This is a genomic window from Chengkuizengella axinellae (assembly GCF_030730905.1).
GTDB lineage: Bacteria > Bacillota > Bacilli > Paenibacillales > KCTC-33759 > Chengkuizengella > Chengkuizengella axinellae.
The window spans coordinates 620,097-634,671 of sequence record NZ_JAVAMP010000001.1; the positions used below are offsets into that span (position 1 = coordinate 620,097).

Below are 14,575 nucleotides of genomic sequence, written 5' to 3' on the forward strand. Positions count from 1 at the left end.
TCACTTTTTGGGTTTTTGCACATTATCTTCTTTCAAGATAATGTTGATCTTATAGTTTTGGAGAGTGATAGGATGAAAAAGGAAATTTCAGCAGGTGGAGTAGTATATAAATATGTGGATGGTCAATTGTTGATTCAAATGATACAAGACAGATTTGGCAAAACGACTTTGGCTAAAGGAAAAATGGAACCAGGGGAAACAATAGAGCAAACTGCATTAAGAGAAATTGAAGAAGAGACTGGGATTATAGGAACAATCTCGGAAGCGGAGCCGTTAGAAATTGTAAATTATCAATATGAACATGCTAGGATAGGGATTGTAAATAAGGAAGTGCATTATTTTTTAATTAAAGCAAAAGAGGGATTATTGCAAGCACAGGTCGAGGAAATAACCGGTGTAGAATGGTTACCTCCGCAAGAAGCTTGGAAACAGCAGGTACATAGTGGGTATGATAACAATAATTCAGTATTGCAGAAAGCATTGATTAAATTAGGATATGAGATTTAAAATACACACTTGTCCTAAAAAGGTATAACATACAATATTTTATTTCCATAAATGAATAGAAAACAGCGCAATAATAAGTAAAAGAGTTGGTTCTATAAGCTAGCTCTTTTACTTATTAATTCTAACCTAATTTTCTAGTTTCTTGAGAAAAGATAAGTAACAAAATGGTAGTGCAATAAGGGAGGCAACAACATTGTAGATGGTTTGAGCATGGGCAATTTGTTCGGATGGAGTCGCTGATATGGAGGCCGATATAGTAGCTAGTGGAGACAATAGCGGGAAGAATAATATAGCTCCTCCTACATTTAATATCACATGTGACCAGGCAACAAATTGTCCAGATTTACTTCCCCCTATACTTGCTATCAGTGACGTTACACAAGTACCGATATTTGCACCAAGAATGATTGCAATTCCAAGCTCAAGTGTGAAAGAATCCAGTGACATTAAACTCATTGTAATGGCTACCATGGCAGCGCTGCTTTGAATGATTGCCGTTATGGCAGTGCCTGCAATCACTCCCCACATTAAACTTTGCTGTGATTGTTCTAAAAACCAAGTAAACATCCCTCTTGATTGTAGAGCAGGCACCATTGTCTGCATGACCTCAACACCTAACAGTACACATGAAAAGCCAATAACTGCTAATGCTGAGTAACGAAAAATAAGTACAAAGCGTTGTATTCTGTTGTTATTATCTATATGAAAAAACCAAGTGATCATCCAAATGACAAAACTAACAAACAGCATCGGGAGAGCTAGATGATTAATATTTAATCCAATTAATTCTGTTGTAATGCATGTACCAATATTCGTACCTAAAATAATACCTAAAGTTCTTGGGAAGGTCATTATTCTCGCATTTACCAGACCGATTGTAATAACGGTAATAGCACTGCTGCTTTGTAAAAAAGCAGTTAAAGCTGTTCCAGTTATCATTCCTCTTAACGGAGTTCTCGTAAAACGCTCCAAAATAGTTTTAAGATGAGAACCAGCCCAATTATGTAATGCCAACTCCATAATTTTCATTCCAAATAAAAACAAACATAACCCAGCAAATAAAGGAAGCAATATATCATTGATCATTCTATGAAAATCCCCCACAAAAAGATATACTTATAGTAGAAATTTTAAAAGTACCCTTTTGATCACGATGAAATAACTATCAAGTAGAACGACGGTGAATCCTGCACGAATATTTGAAGTCCGGTGCTCATGTAACAAATCGCTACACTTGCTGTACCCAAAAAAGTGAAGTGAAGTTTAGGATCCTATTTCTATTACTTTTTCGGGGCCCAAAACTATGAGATTCACCATCGACTTGGTGCTGAAAATGGAACTTTTAAAATTACTTATCAATATATATGAAAACAAATAGACAAGCATGACAGAAGAGGAGGTTTTATTTGCGTGTCAGTTCAATTTGTAATTGGTAGAGCGGGGACTGGAAAAAGTCAGTTCTGTATAAATGAAATATCTCAGGAACTAAATGAAAATCCAATAGGTAATCCACTTATTATGCTTGTGCCGGAGCAGGTCAGCTTTCAAATGGAACATGCGATAGTTACCGCCCCTGGGTTATCCGGAATGATGCGTTCTCAAGTATTGAGTTTTCGTAGATTAGCTTTTCAAATCATGCAAGAGGCTGGAGGCACAACACTTTCACCTATTGATGATACTGGTAAAAAGCTGCTTTTATATAAATTGCTAAAAGAAGAAAAGAACAATTTAAAATGTTTTCATCAATCCGCCAATCAAATCGGTTTTTTAGATGAACTCAATGATTTGTTTAATGAATTTAAAAGATATTGTTTGACTTCCTCAAATATAGAGAAATACCTTCACAAATTTAGAGATCAGTTGCAACATGAGGATCAAACCTTTGAAGATAAATTACACGATATTCATTTGTTGTATCAACAATATGAACATGTGTTCAATGCACAATATATAGATGCCGAGGATTATCTTGAATTGTTGGCAATCCAAATTAAAGATTCTGAATATATGAAGCAGGCTGAAGTATGGATTGATGGATTTCATGGGTTTACCCCTTTAGAGTATAAAATTCTTGGTCAAATTCTTCAAACTGCAAAAAAAGTGAAATTGACCCTTACAGTTGATCAAGAGTATCAAGAACAAGATCAAATCAATGAATTACAGTTATTCCATCCTACAGCAAAAACAATGATTGAGTTGCATAAATTAATAAAAGAGTATGGAATTGAGCAAGAAAAAACGATCATCCTAAATGATACAGAACGTTTTAAAAATAATGCACCTATTGCCCACTTAGAACAACATTATGAATCAGGTTTAAAGTGGAAAGGTGAAAATATAAACAATCACATTGCAATCTGTTCAGCCGTTCATCGAAGAGCTGAGATTGAAGGCGCGGCTCGTGAAATGATTCGTTTGGTCCGTGAACAAGGTTATCGCTGGCGCGATTTTGGAGTATTGATTCGAAATATGGAGGATTATCAAGATTTAATCTCTACAATTTTTTCTGATTATGAGATTCCATACTTTATTGATCAGAAACGTGAAATTATGAATCATCCTTTAGTTGAGTTTATCCGTTCAGCATTGGAGATTGTGAATTTTTATTGGAAGTATGAATCTGTATTTCGTTGTATTAAAACGGGTTTTTTCCAACCAATAATCCAATCTGATGAAAATGAATTACCGTTTTATACTTTTGATGAATTAGAAAATTATGTACTATCTTTCGGTATTCAAGGCTCAAAATGGACAGATAAAACACCATGGAAATTTAAAGTGAAATCATTAGAGGATGAAGAGCAGTTAACGAATAAAAAAGAAGAAGCAATATATTTTACACGGTTGAATCAAACTAGAGATTTAGTTGTCCAACCTATGCTTCAATTTCAAAAACAAATAGATCAAGCGAAAAATATACAGGAGAAAGTGTCTGCATTATTTGAACTATTAGAATCAATGAATATTTATGAGAGATTGGAACAATGGAGTATAGAAAGCTTGGAGCAGGGAGATGTAGAGCAGTCCAAAATTCACTTGCAAATATGGGGCAACTTGATGGATGTATTTGATCAGCTGGTCGAAGTTATAGGTGAGGAAGAAATTTCTAACGAGTTATTTGCGGAGTTGTTGAATACTGGGCTTGGAGAAATAAAAATGGGGTTGGTCCCTCCCTCTTTAGACCAAGTGTTAATAGGTAACATGGAGCGCACGCGTTCCAGTTCTATTAAATATAGTTTTTTACTAGGTGTAAATGATGGGGTTCTTCCTAAAAAAATGAATGAAGATGGAATGTTAACAGAACATGAACGTGAGTTTTTGCTTGAAACAGGGATTGAGTTGGCTCCAAATAGTAGAAAAAAGTTAATGGAAGAACAGTTTATTATCTATACTTCCTTGACAATTAGCAGTGAAAAATTATGGGTTAGTTATCCAATAGCAGATGAAGAAGGAAAAACACTTATTCCTTCAGAGGTTATATATAAGATCAAGAGAATGTTTCCTGAATTGGAAACAAACATTATTGCGGCTGATCCTTCAGGATTAACAGAATTGGAACAGATAGCGTCATTTTTTGAACATCCTGAACGTGTATTGTCTTATCTAATAGTCCAGTTACAGCAATTGAAAAATGGTCATGAGATTTCTGATGTATGGCACAAGGTATATCAGTGGTTCTATTCACAAGATACTTGGAGAGGAAAGCTGGAAAAACTGTGTTATGGTGTTTTTTTCTCGAATCAGGAACCTCCTTTATCACCCGAAACAGGCATGAAGATTTACGGTGATAAGTTGTATTCAAGCGTGTCACGTATGGAGAAGTTTATCTCTTGTCCTTACGCACATTTTGTTTCCTATGGTCTTAGATTAAAGGAAAGGAAAATATATCGTTTAGAGGCACCGGATATAGGTCAACTGTTTCATGCAGCTCTTAAATTAATCTCCGAGCAATTGCTTGAAAGTAAGATGCAGTGGTCTGATTTATCCAAGGATGATTGTATTAAACGTGCAGAGCAAACAGTTGAACAACTGTCTCCCAAGCTGCAAAGTGAGATTTTATTTAGTTCTAAAAGGTATCTATATATTACAAAAAAACTAACGAATATTATTAGCCGTGCTGCACTGATATTAAGTGAACATGCTAAAAGGTCAGAGTTTGAGCCGGTGGGTTTTGAGGTCGATTTTGGCATGAATGGGACTTTACCTCCTCTAAAACTGCAGCTTGCACAAGGGATAGAGATGGAGGTTAAAGGAAGAATTGATCGGGTGGATCGTGCGAATAGTGAAGACGGGACCTTGCTTAGAGTAATTGATTATAAATCAAGTGAAAAAGCATTGAATCTATCAGAAGTTTTTTATGGATTATCGTTACAGATGCTTACTTATTTAGATGTGATTATTACACATTCAGAGAAATGGCTTGGTGAACAGGCCATGCCTGCAGGCGTTTTATATTTCCATGTACAAAATCCAATGTTGAATCTATCTAACCAGCTTACTCCAGAACAAGCGGCAGAACAAATATTTAGACGTTTTAAGATGAAAGGGTTGCTGCTAGCAAATGAAAATATTGTGAAAAAGATGGACATACAGCTAGATAGCGGACATTCAAATGTGATTCCTGTGGCTATTAAATCTAAAGGCGGATTTTATAAAACCTCTTCTGTAGTAGAAGAAGAGCAATGGGAGCAGTTGAGAGGTTATACGAGGCAAATGATGGTGAACGTCGGTTCTGAGATTATGAACGGTAATGTTGATATCAAACCTTATCGCATGTCAAAAAAAACAGCTTGTACTTTTTGTGAATATAAATCTATTTGTCAATTTAATACGTTATATGAAGAAAATGATTATCGAGATTTGCAATCTAAAAGCAACGAAGAAGTGTTAGCGACAATGAATCAATCAGAGGAAAGTGACGGTGAATAGAGTGAAGTCGGTACCGAAACCGAAAGACAGTTATTGGACTGATGATCAGTGGTCAGCTATTTCAACTCGAGGGGACAATGTTTTAGTTTCAGCAGCAGCTGGTTCTGGAAAAACGGCCGTTCTAGTAGAACGAATCATTCGTCTTATTTCTTCTGAAGAGGATAAGATAGATGTTGATCGATTGCTTGTAGCAACATTTACTAAAGCTGCAGCATCGGAAATGAGACATAGAATTAGAGAGGCTCTGGAAAAAGCCCTTTCTATTAACCCTCATTCAGGACATTTAAAAAAACAACTTACTTTAATTCATAAAGCGAATATTACCACTTTACATTCATTTTGTTTGGAAGTGATACAGCAAAACTTTCATTCCATTCAAATGGATCCAAAGTTTAGAATAGGAAATGATACGGAAACGGAATTAATTAGACAAGATGTTCTAGAAGAACTATTTGAGCATCATTATGAGAGCAGTTCTCCAGACAGTGACTTTTGGAAACTTGTAGAAGCGTACACTGGTGAGAGGAATGATGATTTATTATTTCATTTAGTCCTTCGTTTATATCATTATTCTCGCAGTCATCCGTGGCCTAATTTGTGGCTGCAGCAAATGGCGGATACTTTCAAATTGTCTAATCATCAAAATGATGAACATATTGGACATGGTCAACTATGGTTGCAAAGTTTATTACAAAATGTACTCATTGAATTGAATGGAGTGCTAGGTTTATTAAAAGAATCGTTAAAAGTAGCGAATAAACCAGGTGGACCTTTTATATATGTAGATAATTTACTGGAGGATATTCAATTAGTAGAGCAGCTTATTTCTGCTGCCAATACTCAGGATTGGAATCAATTATATGAGTCCTTTCAAAGGGTTCAATTTACAAAGTTAAAGTCTAATAGAAACCAGGAAATAGATGCTGAACTGCAAGAGAGAGCAAAGGATTTGAGAAATGAAGCTAAAAAGCTGGTTGGAGAAATGCGTGAGGAATTGTTTGAAAGATCCCCTGACACATTTTATCAAGAACTAAGGGAAATTGCTCCACTTATGCAAACACTGGTGCAGCTTATTCAAGAGTTTTCCGAACGTTATCAACTTGCAAAAGCAGATAAAGGATTAGTAGACTATAGTGATTTAGAGCATTTTTGCTTGCAAATATTATGTGATGAAAACCATCAGTATGATTTACTCCCCTCTCAAATCGCACGTAACTATCAAACTTATTTTGAAGAGGTATTAATAGATGAGTATCAGGATACAAACATGGTTCAGGAAGCGATACTATCATTGATTTCAAAATCACAGCCAGGAAATAGATTTATGGTGGGGGATGTAAAGCAAAGCATTTATCGGTTTCGTTTAGCTGAACCTGGATTGTTTTTAGAGAAATATAAAAGCTATCAAAAAATAGATGTAGATCATTATACTCATACGGGGATTAAGATTGATCTCTCTAAAAACTTCAGGAGCCGAAAAGAAGTCATTGATGGGGTGAATTATATTTTTAAGCAGCTAATGAATGAATCTGTCGGGGAAATGGTATATGACGACAAGGCAGCATTAGTATACGGAGATGGTTTTTCAGAGATTGAGCAACTAGGAAATGCTAATGCATCAATTCAAGTGCAGCTTATAGATAAATCATTAGATAAGAATGAACCACAGGAAAAATTAAATGAAAATGAGTCGGAGTCTTCTGGATCTGATGTGCAAGATTTAGAAACGGCTCAATTAGAAGCTTTAAATATAATCAATCAAATTAATAAATTAGTAGGTGGATATGGAAGTCCTTTTCTTATTGTTGATAAAGAAAGTGGTCATACTCGCTCGGTAACCTATAAGGATATTGTCATTCTATTAAGATCTACACAACAATGGTCCCCAGTGTTTACTGAAGAGTTCCGGAAAGCAGGGATACCTTGTTATGCAGATTTGGATTCGGGTTATTTTGAAGCGGGGGAAGTTGAAGTTATGCTGTCTGTGTTAAAAATAATAGATAATCCTTATCAGGATATCGCGTTAGCAGCGGTTTTAAGGTCTCCAATTGTGCAGCTTTCCGCAGATGAGATGGCTTCCATTCGATTGGCTGATCCGAAAAACTCTTATTATGAAGCGGTTTTAGCCTATAAAGAACAAGATGAGACGGCTCAAGATGGGTTAAGAGATAAATTAGATCAGTTTATTGTGCAGCTGGAAAACTGGCGAAAGAAAGCTGGACAAGGTTCATTATCCGATTTAATTTGGCAAATTTATCGTGAGACACTATTTTATGATATGGTTGGTGGAATGCCAGGAGGATTACAAAAACAAGCTAACCTGCGACTATTATATGATCGTGCTAAACAGTATGAAAAAACCTCTTTTAGGGGTTTATTCCGTTTCCTAACGTTTATTAATCAAATGCGTGATCGAGGTGGAGATTTAGGGACAGCTAGAGCATTGGGTGAGCAGGAAAATGTTGTTCGTTTGATGTCCATTCATAAGAGTAAAGGATTGGAATTTCCAGTAGTTTTTGTAGCAGGGATCGATAAGATGTTTAACTTTCAGGATTTGCACAATCCGTTCTTGATGCATAAGCAATTAGGTTTTGGTCCGAAGTATATGGATATGATGAATAGAATGTCATATCCAACGTTGCCTAGTTTAGCTATTAAACGAAGGTTGCAATTAGAAATGTTAGCTGAGGAAATGCGAATACTCTATGTTGCTTTGACACGTGCAAAAGAAAAATTGTTTTTAGTGGGTACCGTAAAAGATTTAAAAAAGAAATTGTTGAAATGGAGCCCAATCATTGAAAATAAAGAATCCGTATTGCCTGATTACATCTTAGTGAAAGCTCGCAGTTATTTCGATTGGTTAGGTCCTGCATTATTGCGACATGACAATGCCAAACTTCTAAGAAATTTGATAATACAAGATGATTCTATACAACCAAAGCAAAATATAGAAGCATCAAAATGGGAATTTGATATTATTCCTGTGTCAGAGCTTGCACAGAAACAAGAAACAGATGAAGAAGCAAGTGCAGCAAGTTTGGAGTCTATTTCTACAATGCAAACTCTCGAATATAAAGAAGACTCCGAAGTAGCAAAGATGCTGACAAATAAATTTACATGGAAGAACCCATACGAACTATCTCAAACTTTATTATCAAAAACCTCTGTTTCGGAAATGAAGAGATTAGCAGAGTTAAAAAAGGAGATCATTTCGAATGATGATGAGGAAACCTTCACAGGTTCTTTATTGCAACCTAATGTATCAAAAAACAACTTAAAAAGAAGACCTAGATTTCTTGAGCAGAAGCAGGTTAATGCCGCTGAGAGAGGTACAGTGTATCATACATTGATGCAGCATGTTCCATTAGATAAACCAGTTTCCTTAGATATAGTTCAACATACGCTAGAAAATATCATAATGAAAAATATGATTACTGAAGAACAAAGAGAACAAGTAGATATTTCTATTATTCATGCTTTTTTCCAAAGTGACTTAGGAAAAAGACTAAACAATTCTAAGTCAGTGTATAGAGAAACTCCATTCAGTTATGGATTGCCTGCAAACGAAGTATATGTAAAATATGCACATGAAATTTCCCAGGAAATCGTATTAATTCAAGGAATTATAGATTGTTTGTTTTTGGAGAATGACCATTTTATTCTTATAGATTATAAAACGGATGCAGTTTACGGTAATAAAATAAATCAAATAAAAGAAAAATATAAAATGCAAATTGATATGTACACAAAAGCGATAGAAACGATTTGGAAAATTCCAGTGTCAGAAACATATTTATATTTGTTTGATGGGGCACATGTAGCAGCAATGAATTAGGTAAACACCCATTTTTTTTCTTATAGTAGCCTTTTGCCCACGGGTGAATATCATGGTTGGTGTAGGAGGTGTTTACGAATTATGAAAAATTCAAAAGCGGGAGTTTCTCCAGCATCAAATGGAAACAACGTAGCTCCAATGTCAAAAGCGGGAGTTTCTCCAATATCAAATGGAAATAACGTAGCTCCAATGTCAAAAGCGGGAGTTTCTCCAATATCAAATGGAAATAACGTAGCTCCAATGTCAAAAGCGGGAGTTTCTCCAATATCAAATGGAAACAACGTAGCTCCGATGTCAAATGCAGGGCTTTCTCCAATATCAAATGGAAACAATGTAGCTCCAATGTCAAAAGCGGGTGTATCACCAGCAAATATACGTGACTTATGCATGGAAAATATGCATAGATATGTCATGGTAGAAATGATGGACGGTACGACTCAAGACGGATTTGTAGAAGGAATGGATCAGGAAAACTTATATTTAGCCTGTCCGAAATGTGAGAATGTGATGGGTGCTGAAAACGGAATGAATAATATGATGCACTCTCCACACGACATCAACTATAACAACATGCACCACTCTCACCATATGAGACAGTTTGGATATGGAGGCTTTGGTGGATTTGGTCCAGGATTTGGAGGGTTTGGTCCAGGATTTGGTGGATTCGGACCAGGTTTTGGTTTTGGACGTTTCCCATTTGGTAGAAGATTAGGCTTTTTTAGAAGACGTTTTCCTTTCAGAGGGATAAGAAGATTCGGCAGACTTCGTTATTATTAGTGATTTCATTATCTAGGTAAGTAGTTCCTTTGATATATTTCATTACTTATTTTTAGAGATTAAGTCAATCTGATTTAGTCTCTTATTTTTATACTCATATTGCTAGTACTTATTTAGGCAACGGTTTTTATTTACGAATCTTTTTAATCAATGTAAAGTAAGATGTAGATGTAAGTGTAACCGCTTTATTGTTTTGAATATAGTGATAAAAAAGGGGGATCATCTTGATGGAACAATATATTTTAGCATTAGACCAAGGGACTACAAGTACAAGAGCTATTTTATTTAATCATAAAGGACAAGTGATTCAGAACTCTCAGCAAGAGTTTAAGCAATATTTTCCTAAACCAGGATGGGTTGAGCATGATGCAGTTGAAATATGGGAATCCACTTTGAATGTATTAAAAGGTGTAATTAGAAAAGCAAATATATCTTCTGATCAGATTGCCGGAATAGGAATCACGAATCAACGTGAGACTGTTGTTGTATGGGATAAGAAGACCGGAAAACCCGTATATAATGCCATTGTATGGCAATCTCGTCAAACTGGTGAAATATGTGAGCAGTTAAAGTCAAAGGGGTATGAACCTTTATTTATAAATAAAACAGGACTTGTCTTAGATCCTTATTTTTCCGGAACAAAAGTCAAGTGGATTCTTGATCATGTGGATGGAGTTAGAGATAAAGCAAATCAAGGGGATTTATTATGTGGAACGATAGATAGTTGGTTAATTTGGAATTTATCATCGGGTAAGACGCATGTTACAGATTATACGAATGCATCTCGCACATTAATGTACAATATTTATGATCTTTCCTGGGACGATGAACTGTTAGAAGTTTTAACAGTCCCTAAATCCATGCTTCCAGAAGTTCGTCCTTCTTCAGAAATATATACAACTACTTCAAGTGAACTCTTTGACCATTCTATTCCTATTTGTGGTGTTGCAGGGGATCAGCAAGCGGCTTTGTTTGGGCAAGCCTGTTATAAACAAGGTATGGTGAAAAATACATACGGTACTGGATGTTTTATGTTGATGAACACAGGTGAAAAAGCAGTCAAATCAGAACATGGATTGTTGACAACTATCGCTTGGGGTATAAACAACAGCGTGGAGTATGCTTTAGAAGGCAGTGTGTTTGTAGCTGGTTCTGCAGTACAATGGTTGCGTGACGGATTGCATTTATTTGATCATGCAGCAGAAAGCGAATCCTATGCAAGAAGAGTTGAATCAACAGATGGAGTTTATGTCGTGCCTGCTTTTGTAGGATTAGGTACGCCTTATTGGGATAGTGATGTTAGAGGTGCTATATTTGGTCTTACTCGAGGAACTGAAAAAACGCATCTGATTCGTGCTACGTTAGAATCCCTTGCTTACCAGACCAAAGATGTTCTAATGGCAATGGAAGCAGATGCTGGGATTCCTGTAAATACATTAAGAGTAGATGGTGGTGCTGTTAACAATAACTTTTTAATGCAATTTCAGAGTGATATATTAGGTGTTCCTGTTGAACGGCCATCAGTAAGTGAAACAACGGCATTAGGAGCTGCTTATTTAGCAGGTCTTGCAGTCAACTACTGGAAAGATCAGAATGAAATATCACAAAACTGGTGTCTAGAGCATACCCTCCAACCTTCAATGAATGAACAAACAAGAGACCAACTATATAGTGGGTGGAAAAAGGCGGTTCAAGCTGCAATGGTTTTTAAATAAAGTATTTAAACTTTGTTCATATATTAATTAGCTCTATTTAGGAGGAGACCTATGTCCAATTCATTTTCAAGTTTAAATAGAACGAAAATTTTGGAGTCTATGTCTGACAAAATTCATGATCTTTTAGTTATAGGGGGAGGAATTACTGGAGCAGGCATAGCACTTGATTCAGCAAGCAGAGGTTTAAAAACAGCTCTAGTAGAAATGCAGGATTTTGCAGCAGGCACCTCCAGTCGTTCTACTAAACTTGTACATGGAGGACTAAGGTACTTAAAACAATTTGAATTCAAGATTGTAGCAGAAGTAGGGAAAGAGAGAGAGATTGTTTATAGAAACGGTCCTCATGTAACTATACCCGAAAAAATGCTGCTCCCGATACATAAGGGAGGAACCTTTGGGAAGTTTTCTACTTCGATTGGACTTAAGGTGTATGATTTTTTAGCAGGTGTGAGAAAAAGTGAAGGTAGAATCATGTTGAATGCTGAGGAGACAATTCGTAAAGAACCTCTTTTGAAAAGAGAAGGGTTAAAGGGAAGCGGATATTATGTTGAGTACCGTACAGATGATGCTAGATTAACGATAGAAGTGTTAAAAGAAGCGGTAAATCAAGGAGCTAAAGCAGTAAATTATGCAAAAGCAGAGCATTTTATTTATAAAAATAACAAAGCGATAGGTGTAAAAGTAAAGGACCAGATTACCCTGAAATCATACTCAATTTATGCTAAAAAAATTGTGAATGCAACTGGACCTTGGGTTGATAAACTAAGTGAACAGGATGATGTACACCAGAGAAAAAAAATTCTACTAACAAAAGGTGTCCACATCGTAATAGATCAAAAACATTTTCCTCTAAAACAAGCCATTTATTTTGATAGCCCAGATAAAAGAATGATATTTGCTATTCCAAGAGGCGGAAAAACTTATGTAGGAACAACAGATACATTTTATGAGGAGAAGCAGTTAGTCAACCCTATAGTAACTAAATCAGATCGAAATTATTTAATAGATGCTATTCAATATATGTTTCCTAGTATACGAATCGAAAAAGCTCAAATTGAGTCTAGCTGGGCTGGACTTAGGGCGCTTATACATGAGGATGGCAAAAATCCTTCTGAGATTTCAAGAAAAGATGAAATATGGCATGCAGAATCAGGTGTCATTACGATTGCAGGGGGCAAACTGACTGGTTATCGGAAAATGGCAGAGGATGTAGTTGATCTGGTTATAAAAGAGCTTGAGGGTGATGAGAATCCTACTTACCAAAGATTTTGTGTCACACAAACGCTTCCGATTTCAGGTGGGGATATTGAACAAGAAAAGTATCAAGAATTTATGAGAAATAAAGTGGATGAGGGAGTTCGATTAGGATTAGTGCAAGATCAAGCAGAGCAATTAGTTGCACGTTACGGATCTAATATTCAGAACTTATATGAAATGATACCTCATGATTATGATCAAAATCAGCATTTTGGTCTCCCACTTGATATTTACTTACAGGTTATTTACAGCGTGAAAGAAGAAATGGCGGTGAAGCCAATAGACTTCTTCATTCGCAGAACAGGTGCCCTGTATTTTAATATTTATTGGGTTGAAAGATGGAAGCAACCTGTGATTGATTTAATGTCCCAATTTCTACTATGGACATCAGAGCAAAAAGAAATATATCAACAGGAATTACAATCCATGATGGATGAGGCGGCTGGTCAGTCAAATGAAATCTGAAAAGTAAGTAGATCGATAGATCATTTTTCCTGATTTTGATCTAATATTAAATTTGTAAACTTAACAAACATTCTTATGGTATAAAAAAGCTACCTGATAAAAGTAAAATGTCCTTTATAAAGGGTACATTTTAAAAAGTCAGATAGCTTTGGAAATGTTTAGCATAATATGCATGATGCCAAATTCATAAGTATTATGTTAAGAAATTATGTTTTTTAGAAAGGGTGTTGATTCCACTGCTGTCCACCATCTAAAGTAATACATTCTCCATTCATATAAGAAGCTTTGTCAGAGAACATGAAGTAAGCTAATTCAGCGATTTCTTCTGGTTTTCCAACTCTTCTTAAAGGAATGCTGTTTAATGTTCTTTTTGCTGCAGCATCAGATTGGAATAGTTTCTCAGCCCCACCTGTTCTTTCTATAGGACCTGGCGCGATAGCGTTTACACGTATGCCATAACTTCTACCCCATTCAACCGCTAAGGTTCTTGTCATTGCTAGCACACCTGCTTTTGCAGAAGCTGAATGAATCACTCCTGGACCTGCATCCCAAGCATACGTCGCAACAATATTAAGGATGCTTCCTTGCATATGTCTATCAATCCAATAACGACCTACTGCAGAGCTGCAATAGAATGTTCCATTTAATACAATATTAATGACTGCATTCCAACCGTTAACGGATAAATCTTCTGCCATGCAAATGAAATTTCCAGCGGCATTATTTACTAGAAAATCAATTCTACCAAAAGTTTGATCCGTTTTTTGTACCATTTGCTCTACTTGATCTGGTTCTCTAACGTCCATTTGAATACATAAAACCTGTCCATCATAGGTTTCGATCTCTTTTTTCGTTTGTTCTAACTTTTCTAAAGTTCGACCTGTGATAGCGACCTTAGCACCTTCCTGGGCAAATTTTTGAGCCATATATTTCCCCATTCCATTTGAACCACCTGTTACAATCACTACTTTATCTTTCATAGTTTTTCCCCTTTCAATAATAAATAAATTGGATAAAAAAAATAATATGAAGAGAAATTTCAGAAGATCTTTGTTAGTGTGTTTGTATCTATCTCTATATTCTAGTAGAG

Annotated in this window: 8 protein-coding genes; 6 read left to right on the forward strand and 2 right to left on the reverse strand. The window is 35.9% G+C overall.

Going from position 1 to position 14,575, the window contains the following annotated elements:
• The first annotated feature begins 72 nt into the window (after window positions 1–72).
• Entirely contained in the window at window positions 73–507 is a 435-nt protein-coding gene (locus tag Q5Y73_RS03080; RefSeq protein WP_305990370.1) for an NUDIX hydrolase, read from the forward strand.
• Between the two features lie 126 nt (window positions 508–633).
• Here the strand turns inward: Q5Y73_RS03080 and Q5Y73_RS03085 are convergent, their stop codons facing one another.
• Complete coding sequence (locus Q5Y73_RS03085) at window positions 634–1,593, reverse strand: Na/Pi cotransporter family protein (protein WP_305990371.1); 960 nt, start codon at window positions 1,591–1,593, stop codon at window positions 634–636.
• A 324-nt stretch (window positions 1,594–1,917) separates the two neighbouring features.
• Between Q5Y73_RS03085 and addB the strand changes: the two genes are divergently transcribed.
• The 5 genes from addB to Q5Y73_RS03110 all read left to right on the forward strand — a co-directional run bounded on the left by addB (window position 1,918) and on the right by Q5Y73_RS03110 (window position 13,485).
• On the forward strand, window positions 1,918–5,436 hold the full coding sequence (gene addB, locus Q5Y73_RS03090) for a helicase-exonuclease AddAB subunit AddB (RefSeq protein WP_305990372.1): 3,519 nt from the start codon (window positions 1,918–1,920) through the stop codon (window positions 5,434–5,436).
• Window positions 5,429–9,271, forward strand: a complete 3,843-nt coding sequence (gene addA, locus Q5Y73_RS03095) for a helicase-exonuclease AddAB subunit AddA (protein ID WP_305990373.1) — start codon at window positions 5,429–5,431, stop codon at window positions 9,269–9,271. Before addB ends, addA begins: the two co-directional genes overlap by 8 nt.
• A gap of 81 nt (window positions 9,272–9,352) precedes the next feature.
• Complete coding sequence (locus Q5Y73_RS03100; RefSeq protein WP_305990374.1) at window positions 9,353–10,048, forward strand: hypothetical protein; 696 nt, start codon at window positions 9,353–9,355, stop codon at window positions 10,046–10,048.
• A gap of 227 nt (window positions 10,049–10,275) precedes the next feature.
• On the forward strand, window positions 10,276–11,763 hold the full coding sequence (gene glpK, locus Q5Y73_RS03105; RefSeq protein ID WP_305990375.1) for a glycerol kinase GlpK: 1,488 nt from the start codon (window positions 10,276–10,278) through the stop codon (window positions 11,761–11,763).
• Between the two features lie 51 nt (window positions 11,764–11,814).
• Window positions 11,815–13,485 carry a glycerol-3-phosphate dehydrogenase/oxidase gene (locus Q5Y73_RS03110; RefSeq protein ID WP_305990376.1) on the forward strand — a complete coding sequence of 557 codons (1,671 nt, stop codon included), beginning with the start codon at window positions 11,815–11,817 and terminating at the stop codon, window positions 13,483–13,485.
• Between the two features lie 215 nt (window positions 13,486–13,700).
• Here the strand turns inward: Q5Y73_RS03110 and fadH are convergent, their stop codons facing one another.
• Entirely contained in the window at window positions 13,701–14,465 is a 765-nt protein-coding gene (gene fadH, locus Q5Y73_RS03115) for a 2,4-dienoyl-CoA reductase (RefSeq protein ID WP_305990377.1), read from the reverse strand.
• Window positions 14,466–14,575: the final 110 nt, after the last annotated feature.

Excerpts from the sequence above, each read along its gene's own strand:
- Q5Y73_RS03110 (WP_305990376.1), top strand. The coding sequence starts at position 11,815 with ATGTCCAATTCATTTTCAAGTTTAAATAGAACGAAAATTTTGGAGTCT.
- Q5Y73_RS03085 (WP_305990371.1), bottom strand. The coding sequence starts at position 1,593 with ATGATCAATGATATATTGCTTCCTTTATTTGCTGGGTTATGTTTGTTT.
- Q5Y73_RS03100 (WP_305990374.1), top strand. The coding sequence starts at position 9,353 with ATGAAAAATTCAAAAGCGGGAGTTTCTCCAGCATCAAATGGAAACAAC.
- fadH (WP_305990377.1), bottom strand. The coding sequence starts at position 14,465 with ATGAAAGATAAAGTAGTGATTGTAACAGGTGGTTCAAATGGAATGGGG.
- glpK (WP_305990375.1), top strand. The coding sequence starts at position 10,276 with ATGGAACAATATATTTTAGCATTAGACCAAGGGACTACAAGTACAAGA.
- Q5Y73_RS03080 (WP_305990370.1), top strand. The coding sequence starts at position 73 with ATGAAAAAGGAAATTTCAGCAGGTGGAGTAGTATATAAATATGTGGAT.